The following is a 16,983-nucleotide window of genomic DNA, read 5'->3' as shown; positions in this document are numbered from 1 at the left end:
CGGCGAGCGGCGGTCAGCCCGTGGTGACGGTGCGGTTGAGGGCGCCGCCCTTGACCCACCGGTTCCACGACATCTCGTAGTAGCTCCAGCCGTTGTTCCAGTCCAGGCCCCGCTTGCTGCCGGTGATGACCACCGGGTCGCCGCGGTAGGAGAAGTTGTAGAACCAGCGGGCGTCCTTGGGCGGGGAGTTGACGCAGCCGTGGCTGACGTTCTGCCGGCCCTGCGCCCACACCGTGGAGGCCATCGAGTGGACGTACTCGCCGCTGTTGGAGATCCGCACCGCGAACGGGATGACCTCCTTGTAGCCGCCGTTCTTCTTGTCCTTCGGGTCGACGCCCATCCACTCCGACGTCATGATCGCCGGATTCTCCTTGCCCATCGTCAGGTGGATGCCGCTGGTGGTGAGGAAGGTGTCGACGCCGTTGACGACGCGGCCGCCGCGGCCGGCGCTGATGGGCCAGGACCGGACCGTCTTGCCGTTCTCCTTGACGACGGCCTTCTTCTTCTTGGTGCTGATGTGCGTGATGTGCGAGTCGCCGATGCGGAAGGTGCGCGTGAAGTCGGCCATGCCGTAGGTCCGCTTGCCGGACTTGACGCCGGACAGCCGGGCCTTGAGGGCCACCTTCTGGTTGGGCTGCCAGTACGTGCCGTTCTTCGTGCGGAAGACGACGGTGGTGTCGTTCATCCAGTACCACGCGCCGGTGGCGGGCTTGGTGGACTTGACCTCCAGGGCCTTCTCCACGGCCTTCTTGTCGGCGACCGCGCGGTTGAAGACGACCTGGATCGGCATGCCGACCCCGACCTTCTCGTTCTTGCCGGGCGTGACGTCGACGATCTCCAGCTCGTTGGCCGCCTTGGCCGTGGCGAACGAGGCGTTGACCGTGGCCGACTTGCCCTGCGGGCTCTTGGCGACCGCGGTGACCTGGTACTTGGCGCCGGGGCGCAGCGTCCGCGACTTCCAGCTGGTCTTGTCGTCGGCCATCTCGCCGGTCACCGTCTTGCCCTTGAGGGTGACGGTGACCTGCTCCAGCGTGCCGCCCACCGCGGTGACGACGACGCCCGCCTCGGGCTTGGCCTTGGTGTTGCCGTTGCCCGGGTCGATCGTCACCTGCGGGACGCTCGCGTCCCCCTTCTCCCCGACGGTCACGCCGGAGTCCTTCTCACCTCCGCTGCACGCGGTCGTGAACACCAGCACGACCCCCGCGATTCCCGCGCCCGCCCGAACACCTGCGGAAATCCTCCGCTGCACCGCGACCTCCAGTGACCCCGCCGTCTACCACCAGCGACATTAGCGACAAAAGACGAGGATCATGCCACGACTCGGGGTTTTGGCGGGTGTCCGAGATCAAAGCGTTGCATGAGGGGCTCCGGCGTCCAGACGGCTTTCAGGAAACCTCCAGGCCGGTCCCGCGCCCCTCACTGGAGGGCGCTGCCCTCGCGCCACTCGTCGAAGGACAGCTGCCAGAAGCTCCAGCCGTTGTCGTACTCGACCTCGCGGTCGCTGCCGGTCAGCTTGATGATGTCGCCGCGCTGCATGACGTCGTAGTACCACTTGGCGTTGGCGGGGCTGATGTTCAGGCAGCCGTGGCTGACGTTCGCCGACCCCTGCGACCCGACCGACCAGGGCGCCGAGTGGACGTACTCGCCGCTGTTGGAGAAGCGGACCGCGTAGTTGACGACCGTCTTGTAGTAGCCCGGGTCGCCTTCCTTGCGGCCGGGGGCGGTCATCGTGACGGGGTTGCCCTTCTCCATCAGGAGGTGGACGCCGCTGGTGGTGGTGTACTCCCGGGTCTGCCCGTTGCCGGCGCTGAAGGGGATCGTGCGCAGCTTCTTACCGTCCCGCGTCACCGTCATGTGGTGCTCGCCGAGGTCGCCGGTGGTGACCTGCTTTGCGCCGATGCTGATGGCGGCCTGGGCGTCCTTGGCCCCGTACACGCCGCCGCCCGCGTTCACCCCGGCCAGTGCCGCGTGGAAGCGGACCGTCTGGTGCGGCTGCCAGTAGGTCTTGGTGCGGTAGACGGCCTGGTCGGGCGCCAGCCACCGCCACGCGCCCTCGACGGGCTTGTCGGGGGTCACCCGCAGCGTCCGCTCGACGGCGGCCTTGTCGGTGACCGCGCGGTCGAACCGGACGAAGATCGGCATGCCGACGCCGACCTTCTCCCCCTTGACGTTCGGGGTGACGTCCAGGATGGACAGCGTCTTGGCGGGCTTCAGCGTGGTGAACGAGCTGGTCACCGTGCGGGCCTTGCCGCCGTCGCCGGCCTGCGCGGTGACGGTGTAGGACGTGCCGGGCGTCAGGGTGCGGGTGGAGCGCCAGGTCTTGCGCCCCTCGCCGAACGCCCCGGTGATCGCGGCGCCCTCGCCCTGGACGGTGACGTCGCGCAGCTCGGCGCCGGCGGCCTTCACCTCGATGGTGCCGTCCGGCTTGACCTGGGCGGTCCCGTTGGCGGGGGTGATGGTCACCTCGGTGTCGGACCCGCCCGAGGCGAGCGCGCCCTCGCCGCCGATCGCGCAGCCGCTCACGAGCATCGCCACCGCGCCCGCGCCCCCGGCCAGGCCGAGCCCCACACGACCCTTGATCGCCACAAATCCCCCAAATGCTCTTAATTCACCCCGTGTCCGGTGAATCTACCTGCATATGGAGACGCCCCGAACCCGGCGAAGGTTCGGGGCGTGGGCGAGGAAAACGCTGTTCAGGCGGCCGTCCCGGAGGGGGCGGGCTCGCGGTTGATGCGCCGGACGAGGCGCTTGAAGCCCCACACCGACACGGCGATGCCGATCGCGCCCAGCCCGGCGACGATGCCGGTGCGGATCCACAGGTACATGCTGATCGACTCGTTGAACAGCATCCACAGGCTGACGCCGACGTTCGCCAGCAGGACCGCCGACCACAGCAGCGAGATCCGCAGGAAGAACCGGTGGACCCTGTCGTGCTTGTAGAAGGCGTCGGGGATCGGCGCCATGTCCTTGGCGAGCTTCATGGCGAGCGGCTTGCCGAGCGGCACCGAGGCCAGGAACGCCATGCTGACGCAGAGCGTCCCGAGGGTCGGCTGCAGGAAGTAGACGACCGCGCTGTGCGTGGCGGCGGCCAGGCCCGCGCGGACGGTCACGCCGACCGCGGCCAGCATCAGCATCCCCGACACCGGGTGGCCGCGCACGTAGCGGTAGATGATGCCGCCGTAGACCCAGGCGACGGCGGCGATCAGGGCGCCGTTCAGCCCGAGCAGCATGAGCGCGGCGTAGAACACCGCCACCGGGGCGATGACGCCCTCGACGAAGCGCGGGAGCGCGTGCATGAGCAGCGCGGTCACCCGCGGCAGCTCGAACACGTGGTGGCCGGGCTCCGCCGGCGTGGTCGCCGTTCGTTCCATCGAGTACTGTGCTCCCCGGTCGGCGTGCATGAACTCGGATCTGGTCACGATTCGCCCCACCGTACGTGATGATCCGCGCGTGCCTGTCCGTTTTCGAACGATCCGGTCCGCGCGGCTGGTTCCCTCCTTAGTTCGGCCCCCGGCGCCGCGAGGTGCGGGCCCCGGCCGGATGCGGCCAGTGTCGAACCACCGCTCCCGCTTTGTTTCCGACTTTCGGCGTCCCTCACCTCGCTACTCGGCCGGAGTGGGCTGGACGTCCCTGGCGGCGGCGTAAATCGCGCGCAGGGTCACCGCCACCGACGGCCTGCGCACGCTCGCGGTGCGCGTGACGGCGTAGACCTCGCGCGCGAGCGTGCACTCGGGGATGCGCCGCACCGCCACGCCCCGGTCCCCCGCGGCGAGCGCCAGCGCGGGCACCGCGGTGATGCCGATGCCCCGCGCCACCAGGCTGAGGATCGTGTGCAGCCCCTCGAACTCCCAGGGCACCGGGCGGGCGCCGCCGACGGTGTCCATCAGCCGCTCGACGGCCTGCCGGGACGGCTCGCCGGGCGGCGCGGCCATCCAGGCCTCCTCGCGGAGCCGCTCCAGGTCGACCGGGCGGGCCGGGTCCGACATCGGGTGCGACTCCGGCACGACCAGGACCAGCGGATCGCGGCGCAGGTGGAAGAACTCCAGCGCGGCGGGCGCCTGGTCGGGGACCTTGCCCGTCCAGTCGTCGATGAGCGCGATGTCGACCTCGCCGCTCTGCACCTGCCGGATGCCCGTGCCGGGCGCGGTCTGCCGGAGCACGAACGTCAGCCCGGGGTGCTCGCCGAGGCTGCGCGCCAGCGCGGGTGCGAAGGCGACGGCGGCGGTCGGGAACGCGGTGACCGTGATCCGCCCGGAGGGGGCGTCGGCCTGCGCCGACAGCTCCGCCTCGGCCGCCTCGACCATGCCGAGGATCTCCTCGGCGCGCTCGGCGAGCCGGCGCCCCGCATCGGTCAGCTCGGCGCTGCGGGCCGTCCGGTCCAGCAGCGGGACGCGGGCCTCCCGCTCCAGCGCCGCGAGCTGCTGGGAGACCGCGGACGGGGTGAAGCCGAGGGCGCCCGCGGTCGCGGCGATGCTGCCGCGGCGGGCGAATTCGGCGAGAAGCCGCAGGCGGCGCAGTTCGAGCATCAGCTCAGCTTACGGTAACCATCGGTGAGACTCGCTTGTAATGATGCTTGCAGCGGGCAAGAGTGAGTCGAGCCCGGCCGGGCCGTACGCACGGGGATTCACACACGGGGATTCAACGGTTTGCCCACCGTCACTCACGCATGCCCTTTGGAGCATTGATGCCTGCCCAGAACCAGTCCGCATTCGTCCGGCCGCTGTCGTTCGCGCCCCGCCCGGTCCCGCTCTCGGCGACGCTCGCGGTGAACGAGGCGATCGCCCGCAAGCGCAGGGAGGGAGAGCGCGTGCTCCCCCTCGGCTTCGGGGAGGCCGGGATACCGATACATCCCGCCCTGGTCCGCGAGCTGGGGTCGGCCGCGGACCGGGGTGCCTACGGCCCGGTCGCCGGGTCGGCGGCGCTGCGTGCCGCCGCGGCGGGCTACTGGAGCCGCCGGGGGCTGCCCACCGACCCGTCCGCGGTCGTCGCCGGGCCCGGCAGCAAGCCGCTGCTGTACGCCCTGCTGACCTCGCTCGGCGGCGACGTGGTGGTGGCGGCGCCGAGCTGGGTGAGCTACGCCGCGCAGGCGTCGCTGGCGGGCGCCGAGCCGATCCGCGTCGCGACCCCGCCCGGCGAGGGCGGCGTGCCGAGCCCGGCACTGCTGGCCGACGCCGTGGTGCGGGCCCGCGCGCGGGGCCGCGACGTCCGCGCCGTCGTGGTGACGCTGCCCGACAACCCCACCGGGACGCTGGCGTCCGAGGAGACCGTCCGGCGGCTGTGCGCGGTGGCCCGCGAGCACGACCTGGTCGTCATCTCCGACGAGATCTACCGCGACCTGGTGCACGACCCGGCGCGGACGGTGCCGAGCCCCGCGCTGTACGCGCCCGAGCGGACCGTGGTGACGACCGCGCTGAGCAAGAGCCTCGCGGCGGGCGGCTGGCGGCTCGGCGTCGCGCGGCTGCCGGACGGGCCGTTCGGCCGTGCGCTGCGCGACAGCCTGCTCGGGGTGGCGAGCGAGATCTGGTCGAGCGCTCCGGCCCCCATGCAGCACGCCGCCGCCTACGCCTTCGCCGAGCCGCCCGAGCTGGTGGAGCACGTCGACCGCAGCCGGCGGCTGCACGCCGCGGTCGCGGGCGCGGTCGCCGACCGCTTCGCCGCCGCCGGGGCGCTCGTCCGCCGCCCGGAGGCCGCCTTCTACGTCTACCCCGACTTCGGGCCGCTCCGGGACGTCCTGCACGAGAACCACGGCGTCCGCACGGCCGCCGATCTCACGCACCTGCTGCTGGACCGGTACGGGGTCGGCGTGCTGCCCGGCAGCTCGTTCGGGGACGCGCCCGCGGCGCTGCGCATGCGGGTGGCGCCGAGCCTGCTCTACGGGGAGGACGACGAGCAGCGCCGCGCGGCCCTGGCGTCGCCCGCGCCGGCGTCGCTGCCGTGGATCGAGAGCGCCCTGGACCGGCTCGGCGAGGTGCTCGCCGACCTGACCGTGAGCGTGACCGCCGGGGAGCCCGCGCTCACCTGAGGCCGGGGGGATGGGGACGGGCCGCGGGCCGCCGGAGAGGCGGTCCGCGGTCCGCCGTGTGAGGGGCCGGAAACGGACCGTCACCGCGCGGGAAACAGCGGCCGGGAACGGCCGCGCAAAGCTTCCCCGCCCGGTCCGACCGGCACGGATAAGCGTGGTGTAAGGTCCAACGACGCACGGGGCGAACGTCACTAATCGACCAGCGGCGGGGCAACGAGACGCCCGGCCCGCCTCGCCCGTGGTAAACCCAGGACGAGCGCGAAGTCACGTGAGTGATGAAAGAAGGCGAGGGGGCCCGTCATGAGGCATGCACGGGACGGGGCTGCCGCGGCGATGAGCGCCGCCTCCAGGATTCTGGTCGCGCGGGGCAAGAACGAGCCGCAGGAGATGGAGAACCCCGACGTCGCGTGGGGCCAGCGGGCCCGTGACGGGGTCTGGGTGCCGACCAAGGACGGCCAGCGCATCCACCTCGGCATCGACGCCACGGCGGCCGACACGGTCGCGCAGGTGCTGCGCCCCAGCCTGCGGGTGTTCGTCGGCGTGGACGTCGACACCGACATCGTCGCGCAGACCACCGCCGGCGGCGTGCGGCTGCTCACCGTGATCCACGGCCCCGACGCCCCCTCGGAGTTCCGGTTCGCCGTCTCCCTGGCCGACGGGCTGGCCCTGGAGTCGATGCCGTCCGGCGGCTACGACGTCGTCCACCTGCGCTACGGCGCCACCGTGGGCCGCCTCTACAACCCCTGGGCCAGCGACTCGATGTTCCGCCAGGTGAAGGCCGACTACACGCTCGACGGCACGGCCGTCACGATGCGCGTCCAGCACACCGACGCCTACTACCCCGTCGTCGCCGACCCGCACTACGAGCGCTGACCGGCCGGGGCGACGCGGCCGCCGCCGGTCAGGGGCGCGCCCCGGGGGTCGTCGGGTCCTCGAAGTCGAGCTCCCGGCCGATCTCGCGGAGCGTCCCGGCGCCGATCCGGCCGTCGCGGTACAGGGCGCGCAGCTTGCGGCGCTGGGCCCTGACCAGCTCGCCGCGCACCCGCCGCCCGGCGGGCGGGCCCTGCTCCCCCGCGGCGTCCGGCTCCCGGTCCCGCCGGTCCAGGAGGTAGTGGACGCGCTCCAGCCGCAGCTCGAGCATCTGCCGGTACGCCTCGGCGGTCTGCTCGTCCACGGCGTCGTCCTCGGCCAGCTCCGCGAGCCGGGCCAGCGCCGCCTCCAGCCCGGCCTTGCGCGCGACCATCGCCTCGGCGCGCCGCCGGTCCGGCTGCACCAGGCCGAGGCGGCGCAGCAGGACCGGCAGCAGCGGCGCCTGCCCGACCAGCGTGACGAGGACCACCAGCGCGGCGACCAGCACCAGCAGCCCGCGCTCGTCCCCCACCGCGGCGGGCAGCGACAGCGCGATCGCCAGCGAGATCGCGCCGCGCATGCCGCCGAGGCCGATGACGAGGCGCTCCCGCCGGCCGAGTCCCCGCTGGCTGCGCGGCCCGCCGGGCAGCAGCCGGGCGAGCGGCCCGTTCCCGAGCTGCCACAGCACCCGCACGCCGATGACGACGGCGGACACCGCGAAGGTCGCCGCCGCCACCATGCCCCAGGTCTGGCCGCCCGGCTCGCGGAGGATCTCGCGGATCTCCAGGCCGAGCAGCACGAACAGCGCCGACTCCAGCAGGAACGTCAGGATCCGCCAGAACGTCGTGCCGGCCAGCCGCGACGCCGGCTGCAGCACGCCCTCCCCGCGGGTGCCGATGTAGAACCCGGCGGTGACGGTGGCGAGCACCCCGGAGACGCCGACGTGGTCGGCGGGGACGAACGCGATGTAGGGGGTGGCCAGCGACACGATGATCTGGCTGACCGGGTCGCTGATCCAGCGGCGCACCCAGCGGACGGCGAACCCCACGCCGAACCCGTAGGCCACGCCGCCGAGGACGATCTGGAGCACCCGCACCGCGCCGTGCCCGGCGGTGAAGCCGCCGTCGAGCGCCTCCACCGCGAGCATGAAGATCGTGAGGGCGGCGCCGTCGTTGATCAGGCTCTCGCCCTCCAGGATCGTGACCATCCGGGGCGGGGCGCCGAGCCGCTGCATCACCGCGGTCGCGGCCACCGGGTCGGTCGGCGACACCGCCGCGCCGAACGCCAGCGCGGCGGCCCAGCCGGCGCCCGGCACGAGCGCGTGGACGGTCGCGGCGACCGCGACCGTCGTGACGGTGGTGAGCCCGAACGCCAGCGTGAAGATCGGCACGGCGTCGGCGCGGGCCTCGCGCGGCGCGGTGAAGAAGGCCGCGTGGTAGAGCAGCGGCGGCAGGAAGCCGAGCAGGACCAGTTCGGGCGGGACGACGACGCCGGGCAGCGCGGGCACGAACCCCGCGGCCATGCCGAGCAGGACCAGCAGGATCGCGTCCGGCACGCGCAGCCGCTCCGACAGCGCGCGGGCCAGCAGCACGACGACCGCCACGGCCAGGAAGACGATGAAGAGCCGGTCCTCAGCCACGGTCGTGATCCTCACCGGAATGCGGCCGGGTACGCGCGCGGCGGCCGCCGCCGGGTGGAACGTTCCGGCCGGATCGGGCCACCGGGCGCGCCCGCGCGGCGGCCCGGGGCGGGCCCCGACCGGCGCGGGCGGCGTCATATGGTGGACGCCACGGGCCGCGTTCCGGCCCCGGCGACGGCGCCGGGAGCACGACCGCCCCGGTCCCCCGAGACTGGAGTCATCGTGATCTTCACTCATGACACCGAGCACGCGCTCGCCGTCGTCGTCGACCTGATCAACACCGGCGCGGCGACGTCCGGCGCCGAGGAGCTCGGCGGGCTGCCCGGCCTGCGCGCGTTCGTGGAGCGCAACACCTTCAGCGACGTGGACGAGCTCACCGAGGCCGACCTGGTCCGCGTGCTGGACCTGCGCACGCGGTTCCACGAGGTGTTCCGCGCCAGCGGCGTCCCGGCCGCGGTCCGGCTGATCAACGAGATCGTCGGCGAGGTCCGCACCACCCCGCACCTGACCGACCACGACGGCTACGACTGGCACGTGCACTTCTTCGCGCCGGGCGCGCCGCTCGGCGAGCACCTGGCGGCCGACTGCGGCATGGCGCTGGCGTACGTCGTGGCGGCGGGCGAACTGGACCGGCTGCGCACCTGCGAGGCCCCGGACTGCTCGCGCGTGCTCGTCGACCTGTCCCGCAACCGCTGTCGCCGCTACTGCGACAGCCGCACCTGCGGCAACCGCATGCACGTCGCGGCTTACCGCGCCCGCCAGCGCGAAGCCGCGCACTAGGCCCTGGGAGTCGTTCCCCTAGGCCTGCGGGTTCTCCAGTTCGGCGACCGCGGTGAGGGCGCGGCGGGCGGCGGGGACGTCGTGGACACGGAAGACGCGGGCGCCGAGCAGCGCGGACACGCCGAGCACGGCCATGGTCCCGACGCCGCGCCGGTCGACGGGGCGGCCGAGCGTCTCGCCGATGAAGTCCTTGTTGGACACCGCGACCAGTACCGGCCAGCCGGTGGCGGCCAGCTCGCCGAGCCGCCGGGTGATCTCCAGTGACTGGCGGGTGTTCTTGCCGAAGTCGTGGGCGGGGTCGATGAGGATCGCCTCGCGCCGCACCCCGAGCGCGGCGGCGCGCTCGGCCTCGGCGGTCACGTGCGCGACGACGTCGGCCACGACGTCGTCGTAGCCGACCCGGTGCGGGCGGGTGCGGGGCTCCAGGGCGCCGGCGTGCGCGCAGACCAGGCCGATGCCGTGCGCGGCGGCGACCTCGGCCAGCCGCGGGTCGGGCCCGCCCCAGGTGTCGTTGAGCAGATCGGCGCCGGCCCGGGCGACCGCCTCGCCGACCTCGGCGCGCCAGGTGTCGACGCTGATCACGACGCGGGGGTGCCGGTCGCGGACGGCGGCGACGAGGTCCACCACGCGGCGCAACTCCTCGGCGACGCCGACGTCCTCGCCCGGCCCGGCCTTCACGCCGCCGATGTCGACGATGTCGGCGCCGTCGGCGACGGCCCGGTCGACGGCCTCCAGCGCCGCGCCGAAGCCGTAGGTGGCGCCCCGGTCGAAGAACGAGTCGGGCGTGCGGTTCACCACCGCCATGATCGCGCGGGGTCCGACCTCGCGCCCGTTCAGCCGCAGCGGCGGCGCGTCCGGAGAGCTCATGATGGGTCTCACCGTGGCATACGGGCGGCCCGGCGGGCGAACCAGAAGTGAATTCGGTTCAAACGGTGCCCTCCCTCGTCATCGCCCCGCCGTGGTCGGTAATCTCATAAATCACGCTCGTTACGGGTTCCACCCGTGGTGGGCCCCACATCGGACCTATTTCAGCCATGGAGGATCCGCTGTCCAGGCGAGCACTCATCACCGGCATCACCGGACAGGACGGCTCGTACCTGGCCGAGCATCTGCTTGAGCTGGGATACGAGGTCTGGGGCCTGGTGCGGGGGCAGGCGAACCCCCATGTGTCGCGGCTGCGCAAGCACATCGGCGACGTGCAGATCACCACCGGCGACCTGCTGGACCAGGGCAGCCTGATCTCGGCGGTGGAGCGGGTGCGGCCCGACGAGGTCTACAACCTGGGCGCGATCTCCTACGTGCCGATGTCGTGGCAGCAGGCCGAGCTCACCGCCGAGGTCACCGGGATGGGCGTGCTGCGCATGCTGGAGGCCATCCGCGTGGTGTCGGGCATCAGCCCGTCGCGCACGCCGGGCCGCGAGCAGATCCGCTTCTACCAGGCCTCGTCCTCGGAGATGTTCGGGATGGTCCGGGAGACGCCGCAGAACGAGCGGACCCCGTTCCACCCGCGCAGCCCCTACGGGGTCGCGAAGAGCTACGGGCACTACATCACCCAGAACTACCGCGAGTCCTACGGGATGTTCGCGGTCAGCGGCATCCTGTTCAACCACGAGTCGCCGCGCCGCGGCGCCGAGTTCGTGACGCGGAAGGTGTCGCTGGGCGCGGCCCGCATCAAGCTGGGGCTGGCCGAGGAGCTGCGCCTGGGCAACCTCGACGCGCGGCGCGACTGGGGCTACGCGGGCGACTACGCCCGCGCGATGCGGCTGATGCTCGCGCAGGACGCCCCGGAGGACTTCGTCATCGGAACGGGCCAGACCCAGTCGGTGCGCGAGCTGGTGGAGTTCGCGTTCCGCACGGCGGGCCTGAACTGGGAGGACCACGTCGTCCTGGACGCCAAGTACACCCGTCCCGCCGAGGTCGACCTGCTGTGCGCGGACCCGAAGAAGGCCCGCGAGCAGCTCGGCTGGGAGCCGGAGGTCACGTTCGAGGGCCTGGTGACGATGATGGTCGAGTCGGACCTGCGGCTGCTGTCGCGGTCCGCGCGTCCGGAGGACGAGCCGTTCAGCCCGGACCACTGGTAAGCATCTGATGCACGCGTGGCACGATGCTGATATGGCCACTTGTGAGCATGTGCAGACCCTTCCGGCGGTGGATCCGTCACCGAACACCCCGCAGGGGTGCCAGGAGTGCCTGGAGGAGGGCACGCGCTGGGTGCATCTGCGGCTGTGCCTGGCCTGCGGGCACGTGGGCTGCTGCGACTCGTCCCCGATGCGGCACGCGACCGGGCACTTCCACAAGGAGGGGCATCCGATCGTCCGGTCGTTCGAGCCGGGCGAGGACTGGCGCTGGTGCTTCGCCGATGAACTGATCGTCTGATGCCGGACGTCCCCCTGCGCAGCGGGCCGGGACGGTGGATCCTGCTCGCGACCGTGCTGGGGTCGGGCATCGCGCTGCTCGACTCCACGGTCGTGAACGTGGCGCTCCCGGCCCTGGCGCGCGACCTGCACGCCGACATCGCCGGCCTGCAGTGGACGGTGAACGCCTACACGCTGACCCTCGCGGGCTTCATCCTGCTCGGCGGGTCGCTGGGCGACCGGTTCGGGCGGCGCCGGGTCTTCCTGGTCGGCGTGGTGTGGTTCGCGGTCGCCTCCGTGCTGTGCGGGCTGGCGCCGAACATCGAGACGCTGATCCTGTCGCGGGCGCTGCAGGGCGTCGGCGGGGCGCTGCTCACCCCGGGCTCGCTGGCGATCATCCAGGCGTCGTTCGCCGCCGACGACCGGCCCCGCGCGGTCGGCGCCTGGTCGGGGCTCGGCGGCGTCGCGAGCGCGATCGGGCCGTTCGCGGGCGGCTGGCTGGTCGAGGCGGCCGGATGGCGGTGGGTGTTCCTGCTGAACGTGCCGCTGGCCGCCGTGGTGGTGCTGGTCGCGGTGCGGCACGTCCCGGAGAGCGTCGACCCGGACGCGCGCGGCCGCTTCGACGTGCTCGGCGCCGTGCTGGCGGCGCTCGCGCTGGCCGGCACGACCTACGCGCTCACCGAGGCGCCGGGCGGGAACGCCGCGCCGCCGGTGATCGGCACCGCCGCCGTCCTCGGCATCGCGGCCGCCGCCGCCTTCGTCCTGGTCGAGCGGATGCGCGGCAGGGGCCGGCACCTGCCGGGCCTGCGGCGGGGGCGGGCGGTGCCGCAGCCGATGCTGCCGCTCGGCGTGTTCTCCTCCCGGCAGTTCTCGGCCGTCAACGTCGTCACGTTCCTCATGTACGGCGGGATGGGCGTGATGTTCTTCCTGGTCGTCGTGAACCTCCAGGTCGTGTCCGGGTTCTCGCCGATCGCGGCGGGCACGGCGCTGCTGCCGGTGACCGTGCTGATGCTGCTGCTGTCGGCGCGGGCGGGCGCGGTCGCCCAGAAGATCGGCCCGCGGCTGCCGATGACCGCGGGGCTGGTGGTCGCCGCGATCGGGATGCTGCTCGTCGGGCGGCTCGGCGAGGGCGCCTCCTACGTCCGGGACGTGCTGCCCGCCGTGGTGGTGTTCGGGCTGGGGCTGTCGGCGGTGGTCGCGCCGCTCACCGCCACCGTCCTCGCGACCGCCGACGTCCGGCACGCGGGAGTGGCCAGCGGCGTCAACAACGCGGTCGCGCGGGCCGCCGGGCTGCTGACGGTCGCGGCGATCCCGCCGCTGGCCGGGCTGACCGGCGACGCCTACGACGACCCGGCGGACTTCTCCCACGGATTCCAGATCGCGATGGCGGCGAGCGCCGTGCTGCTGGCTGCCGGCGCCGTGCTCAGCTTCCTCACCATCGAGAAGGACGCGCTGCGCACCCCGTCCGGGGCGGCGGTGGAGCCGGAGGGCCGCAGCCACTGCGCGGTGGGCGCGCCGCCGCTGCAGCCGGAGCCGGACACCGTCGCGTCCGGGAAGCCCGCCGGCGGCGCGCCGCCGGGCGCGCGGAGCTGACCGCGGGGCGATTCCCCGGGCCGATTCCGGCATGTCCGGGACCGGAGCTGTTCGTTGGCATACGGTCGGCTCATGAATCTGCGGCAGCTGCGCTATGTCGTGGCGACCGCCGACCACGGCACGATGACGTCGGCGGCCCAGGCTCTCTACGTGGCCCAGCCCGCGCTCTCGCGGGCGGTCCGCGAGCTGGAGCGCGAACTCGGCGTGGAGCTGTTCGCCCGCTCCGGCCGCGGCGTGGCCCTCACCCCCGAGGGCGAGCTGGTCGTCCGGCAGGCCCGCATCGCGCTCGGCGCCGTCGAGGCGATCGAGGGGCTGTCGGTCGCCCGGGCCAACGGGCGCGGCACCGAGCTGCGCATCGCGGTCACCGCGTCGCTGGAGCCGGAGCTGACCGGCCGGCTCGTGCCCGGCTTCGCCCGCCGCCAGCCGGCCGTCCGGGTCCGGGTGGTGCGCTGCGCGGACCGCGACGCGGTCGCCGGCGCGCTGCGCGCGGCCCGCGCCGACCTCGGGCTCACCGACCTGCCGGTGCCCGGCGACATGTCCGCGCACCCGTTCGAGCAGCGCGAGGTGGTGCTGGTCTCGCCGCCCGGGCTGCGGGTCCGCGAGCCGGTGCCGCCGGCCGCGCTGGACGGCATGCGGCTCGTCCTGCCGGCCCCCGGCGGCCCCCGCCGCGCCGAGATCGACGCGGTGCTGCGCCGCGTCGGCGCGACCCCGGTCGCCGCGGTCGAGTCCGACGAGCGGGGCGCGTGGCTCGGCTGGGTCCGCGCGGGGATGGGCTCCCTGCTCTGGTACCGCAACCAGCTCGAGGACACCGAGGGCGTGGCGGTCCGCTCGTTCATGCCGCCGATCACCCGCATGATCGGGCTCGTCCACGCGCACCGCAGGCTGCCGCCCACCGCGCGCGACTTCCTCGCCTTCGCCAAGGAGGCGGGCCGCGACGCCCACCGCTGACCGGCGGCGTCCCCGGCGGCCGTCCCCGGCGGGCGGGGGCCGCCGGACATGCCATGATCTGGCGGGTGGAGACGACGCACGCACTCTGGCTGCTGGCCATTCCGGTCGGGGCACTGGTGGTGGCCGCCGGGGCGCGGCGCGCCGGGCTGCCCGCCCCGCTGATCCTGGTGATCGCGGGCCTGGGGTTCTCGTTCGTCCCCGGAGTCCCCGAGTTCGAGCTCGACCCGGAGTTCGTGCTGTACGTGTTCCTGCCGCCGCTGCTGTTCGCGGCGGCCTGGCAGAGCTCCTTCAGCAACCTGCGCGACGACGTCTGGTCGATCGGGCTGCTGTCGGTGGGCCTGGTGCTGTTCACCGTGTTCGCCGTGGGCTACACGGCGCACCTGCTCGTCCCCGGCCTGCCGCTGTCCGCGGCGTTCGTGCTCGGCGCGATCGTGGCGCCGCCGGACGCGGTCGCGGCGGTGAGCGTCGCGCAGCGCCTCGGCCTGCCCCGCCGCACGACGACGGTGCTGGTCGGGGAGAGCCTGTTCAACGACGCGACGGCGCTGACGGCGTTCCGGGTGGCGCTGATCGCGGCGACGGGCGCCGGGTTCACGCTGCTGGAGGGCGTCGGGCGGTTCCTGTTCGCCGCGGCCGTCGGCGCGGCGGTCGGGCTGCTGCTCGGCCCGCCGCTGCACTGGCTGCGGACCCGGCTGAACGACCCGCTCGTGGAGAACGGCATCGCGCTCGTGGCGCCGTTCGCCGCCTACCTGCTCGCCGAGACCGTGCACGCCTCGGGGGTGATCGCGGTGGTCGTCAGCGGCCTGTACCTCGGCCACCGGGCCACCGAGTCGGCGGCGGTGACGCGGCTGATCGGCCACTCGTTCTGGAAGATCATGGTCTTCCTGCTGGAGTCGGTGGTCTTCCTGCTCATCGGGCTGCAGCTGCCGCCGGTCGTGCACGGCCTGTCGGACCGGAGCTGGCAGCAGCTCGCCTGGTGGGCGGTCGCGGTCTTCGGAGTCACCGTGGCCGCGCGCTTCGCGTGGGTGTTCCCCGCCTCCCGGATCCCCCGGCTGCTGTCGCGGCGGGAGCGGGAGGGCGAGGACCCGGGCTGGCGCGGCCTCACGGTCGTGTCGTGGGCGGGGATGCGCGGGGTGGTGTCGCTCGCGGCGGCGTTCGCGATCCCGTTCACCGCGTCCGGCGAGCCGTTCCCCGGCCGCGACCTGATCCTGTTCCTGACGTTCACGACCGTCCTCGGGACCCTGCTCGTGCAGGGGCTGACGTTCCCGGCGCTCATCCGGCTGCTGCGCATCGGCGGGGACCGCGAGCGCTACACCGACACCGTCGCCGAGGCCGGCGCCCAGCACGCGGCGGCGCGGGCGGCGCTGGAGCGGCTGGAGGAGCTGAACGCCGCCGAGCCGCTGGACGCGGGGGTGGTGGAGCGGCTCCGGCAGCTCGCCGAGCACCGGCAGCTGCGCGCCTGGGAGCGGCTCGGCGGCGGGACGGGCCCGGCGGGCGAGGAGGTGCCGACGGCGACGTACCGGCGGCTGCGGCGGGAGATGCTGGCGGCCGAGCGGGAGGTGTTCGTCCGGATGCGGGACGAGCGGCGCATCGACGACGAGGTGCTGACCCGCGTCATGCACGAGCTCGACCTGGAGGAGGTCGCGCTCGACCGCGACTGAGCGGCCGGCGCGGGGGGCCGCCCCGGCCGCGGCGGGCACCGCGGCCGGGACGCGGGGGTCCGGTCAGGACGCCCCGTTGAGGGGCTGCTCGGGCAGCTCGACGGCGTAGGACTCCTTCACCACGTCCAGGTGGTGCCAGGACTCCCGCACCGTCGCGCCGGGGACCGAGCGGACGGCGTCGAGCACGGCCACCAGCTCGCGGCGCGACGCCGCCTCGGCCTGCCCGACGATGTCGTACCGGCCGAAGCCGGTCGCCAGGTAGCGGACTCCGTCCTGGGCGGCAACGGCGTCCGCGACCTTCCGCAGCCCGCCGCTCACCACCAGGCCGAACCCGCCGAGCTCGGCGGCGCCGAGGGCGAGCGGGTCGGCCAGCCCGGTGACCTGGATGACGCCGGTGCGCATGAGCCGGACCACCCGGGCCCGGGTGGCGGCCTGCGACAGCCCGATGACGTGCGCGAGCCGGGTGTAGGGGGCCCGCCCGTCCCGCTGCAGCTCGTGCAGGAGCCGCCAGTCGATGTCGTCGAGGGTGACCTCGCCGAGCTCGCGCACCACCGAGTGCTTGTCGCGCACGGTGGACACCGACCGGAACACCTCCGCCGCGCGCACCCCGGGGACGGACCGGATCTGGTCCACCTCGGCCGCGAGCGCGGCGTCGTCGCGCGTCCGCACCTGGGCGACCGCGTCGTAGGGGCCGGCGGTCAGCGCGGCGAAGCAGACGGCGGGCCGCTCGGCGACGGCCTCGGCCACCTCCCGGGCGGAGCCGTCCACGGTGACCGAGACGTGCCCGATCGCCTCCGCTCCGACGACGGCCGCGTGCACGATGCCCACGACGCGGACGACCTGCGTTTCGAGAAGGTGCTGCACCCGTGCCCGCACGGCCGTGCGGGAAAGCCCGACGCGATCGGCGAGCGCCTGGAACGTCGCCCTGCCATCCCGCTGGAGCTCGCGGACGAGCACGGCGTCGACCGCATCCAGCACGGCTCTCCTCCTCGACGTGTAATGAATCGGTTTGTCGGCAACTGCAAGATCATTCCATTTCAGGACGGTAGGACGTCAAATATTGATCTTGCTCGTGTTCGCCATGCCCGGCGGCCGTCGAAGCGTCGGCGACCCGTTCGGCACGGCGACGTTTCCGGCGCC

General features: G+C 73.6%; 15 protein-coding genes. 8 read left to right on the top strand and 7 right to left on the bottom strand.

Going from position 1 to position 16,983, the window contains the following annotated elements; all coding sequences use genetic code 11:
- Positions 1-13 precede the first annotated feature (13 nt).
- From HUT06_RS19340 to HUT06_RS19325, 4 genes are all read right to left on the bottom strand, one after another.
- The gene (locus HUT06_RS19340) at positions 14-1,147 is read right to left on the bottom strand and encodes an Ig-like domain-containing protein (RefSeq protein WP_254715271.1); all 1,134 of its coding nucleotides are present in this window, start codon (positions 1,145-1,147) and stop codon (positions 14-16) included.
- A 269-nt stretch (positions 1,148-1,416) separates the two neighbouring features.
- Positions 1,417-2,586 carry an Ig-like domain-containing protein gene (locus tag HUT06_RS19335; RefSeq protein WP_176197020.1) on the bottom strand — a complete coding sequence of 390 codons (1,170 nt, stop codon included), beginning with the start codon at positions 2,584-2,586 and terminating at the stop codon, positions 1,417-1,419.
- 107 nt (positions 2,587-2,693) lie between these two features.
- The gene (locus HUT06_RS19330) at positions 2,694-3,419 is read right to left on the bottom strand and encodes a VC0807 family protein (protein WP_254715270.1); all 726 of its coding nucleotides are present in this window, start codon (positions 3,417-3,419) and stop codon (positions 2,694-2,696) included.
- A gap of 183 nt (positions 3,420-3,602) precedes the next feature.
- Entirely contained in the window at positions 3,603-4,526 is a 924-nt protein-coding gene (locus HUT06_RS19325; RefSeq protein ID WP_176197019.1) for a LysR family transcriptional regulator, read from the bottom strand.
- A 158-nt stretch (positions 4,527-4,684) separates the two neighbouring features.
- Here HUT06_RS19325 and HUT06_RS19320 point away from each other — a divergent pair, with 158 nt between their 5' ends.
- Positions 4,685-6,022 carry a pyridoxal phosphate-dependent aminotransferase gene (locus tag HUT06_RS19320; protein WP_176197018.1) on the top strand — a complete coding sequence of 446 codons (1,338 nt, stop codon included), beginning with the start codon at positions 4,685-4,687 and terminating at the stop codon, positions 6,020-6,022.
- A 300-nt stretch (positions 6,023-6,322) separates the two neighbouring features.
- A complete protein-coding gene (locus HUT06_RS19315) occupies positions 6,323-6,895 on the top strand; it encodes a hypothetical protein (protein WP_176197017.1) in 573 nt (190 codons plus the stop codon).
- A 28-nt stretch (positions 6,896-6,923) separates the two neighbouring features.
- Here the strand turns inward: HUT06_RS19315 and HUT06_RS19310 are convergent, their stop codons facing one another.
- Positions 6,924-8,510, bottom strand: a complete 1,587-nt coding sequence (locus tag HUT06_RS19310) for a Na+/H+ antiporter (protein WP_176197016.1) — start codon at positions 8,508-8,510, stop codon at positions 6,924-6,926.
- 222 nt (positions 8,511-8,732) lie between these two features.
- Here HUT06_RS19310 and HUT06_RS19305 point away from each other — a divergent pair, with 222 nt between their 5' ends.
- Positions 8,733-9,290 carry a CGNR zinc finger domain-containing protein gene (locus HUT06_RS19305; protein ID WP_176197015.1) on the top strand — a complete coding sequence of 186 codons (558 nt, stop codon included), beginning with the start codon at positions 8,733-8,735 and terminating at the stop codon, positions 9,288-9,290.
- Between the two features lie 18 nt (positions 9,291-9,308).
- On the opposite strand, the gene folP is transcribed toward HUT06_RS19305, so the two are convergent.
- Positions 9,309-10,157 carry a dihydropteroate synthase gene (folP, locus tag HUT06_RS19300; RefSeq protein WP_176197014.1) on the bottom strand — a complete coding sequence of 283 codons (849 nt, stop codon included), beginning with the start codon at positions 10,155-10,157 and terminating at the stop codon, positions 9,309-9,311.
- Positions 10,158-10,336: 179 nt separating this feature from the next.
- On the opposite strand from folP, the gene HUT06_RS19295 reads away from it, so the two are divergent.
- The 5 genes from HUT06_RS19295 to HUT06_RS19275 all read left to right on the top strand — a co-directional run bounded on the left by HUT06_RS19295 (position 10,337) and on the right by HUT06_RS19275 (position 15,843).
- On the top strand, positions 10,337-11,371 hold the full coding sequence (locus HUT06_RS19295; RefSeq protein WP_176201468.1) for a GDP-mannose 4,6-dehydratase: 1,035 nt from the start codon (positions 10,337-10,339) through the stop codon (positions 11,369-11,371).
- A 67-nt stretch (positions 11,372-11,438) separates the two neighbouring features.
- Positions 11,439-11,666 (top strand): UBP-type zinc finger domain-containing protein, encoded by a 228-nt coding sequence (locus HUT06_RS19290; protein ID WP_254715269.1) that lies wholly within the window; start codon positions 11,439-11,441, stop codon positions 11,664-11,666.
- The gene (locus tag HUT06_RS19285) at positions 11,666-13,237 is read left to right on the top strand and encodes an MFS transporter (RefSeq protein ID WP_176197012.1); all 1,572 of its coding nucleotides are present in this window, start codon (positions 11,666-11,668) and stop codon (positions 13,235-13,237) included. The genes HUT06_RS19290 and HUT06_RS19285 overlap by 1 nt, the downstream gene beginning before the upstream one ends.
- Before the next feature lie 72 nt (positions 13,238-13,309).
- The gene (locus tag HUT06_RS19280) at positions 13,310-14,185 is read left to right on the top strand and encodes a LysR family transcriptional regulator (RefSeq protein WP_176197011.1); all 876 of its coding nucleotides are present in this window, start codon (positions 13,310-13,312) and stop codon (positions 14,183-14,185) included.
- 65 nt (positions 14,186-14,250) lie between these two features.
- Positions 14,251-15,843, top strand: coding sequence for a Na+/H+ antiporter (locus HUT06_RS19275; protein ID WP_254715268.1), 1,593 nt, complete (start codon positions 14,251-14,253; stop codon positions 15,841-15,843).
- A gap of 63 nt (positions 15,844-15,906) precedes the next feature.
- Here HUT06_RS19275 and HUT06_RS19270 read toward each other — a convergent pair whose 3' ends face one another.
- Positions 15,907-16,821 carry an Lrp/AsnC family transcriptional regulator gene (locus HUT06_RS19270; protein ID WP_176197009.1) on the bottom strand — a complete coding sequence of 305 codons (915 nt, stop codon included), beginning with the start codon at positions 16,819-16,821 and terminating at the stop codon, positions 15,907-15,909.
- Positions 16,822-16,983: the final 162 nt, after the last annotated feature.

The organism is Actinomadura sp. NAK00032, from assembly GCF_013364275.1.
GTDB lineage: Bacteria > Actinomycetota > Actinomycetes > Streptosporangiales > Streptosporangiaceae > Spirillospora.
This window is presented reverse-complemented; position numbering and strand designations above follow the sequence as displayed.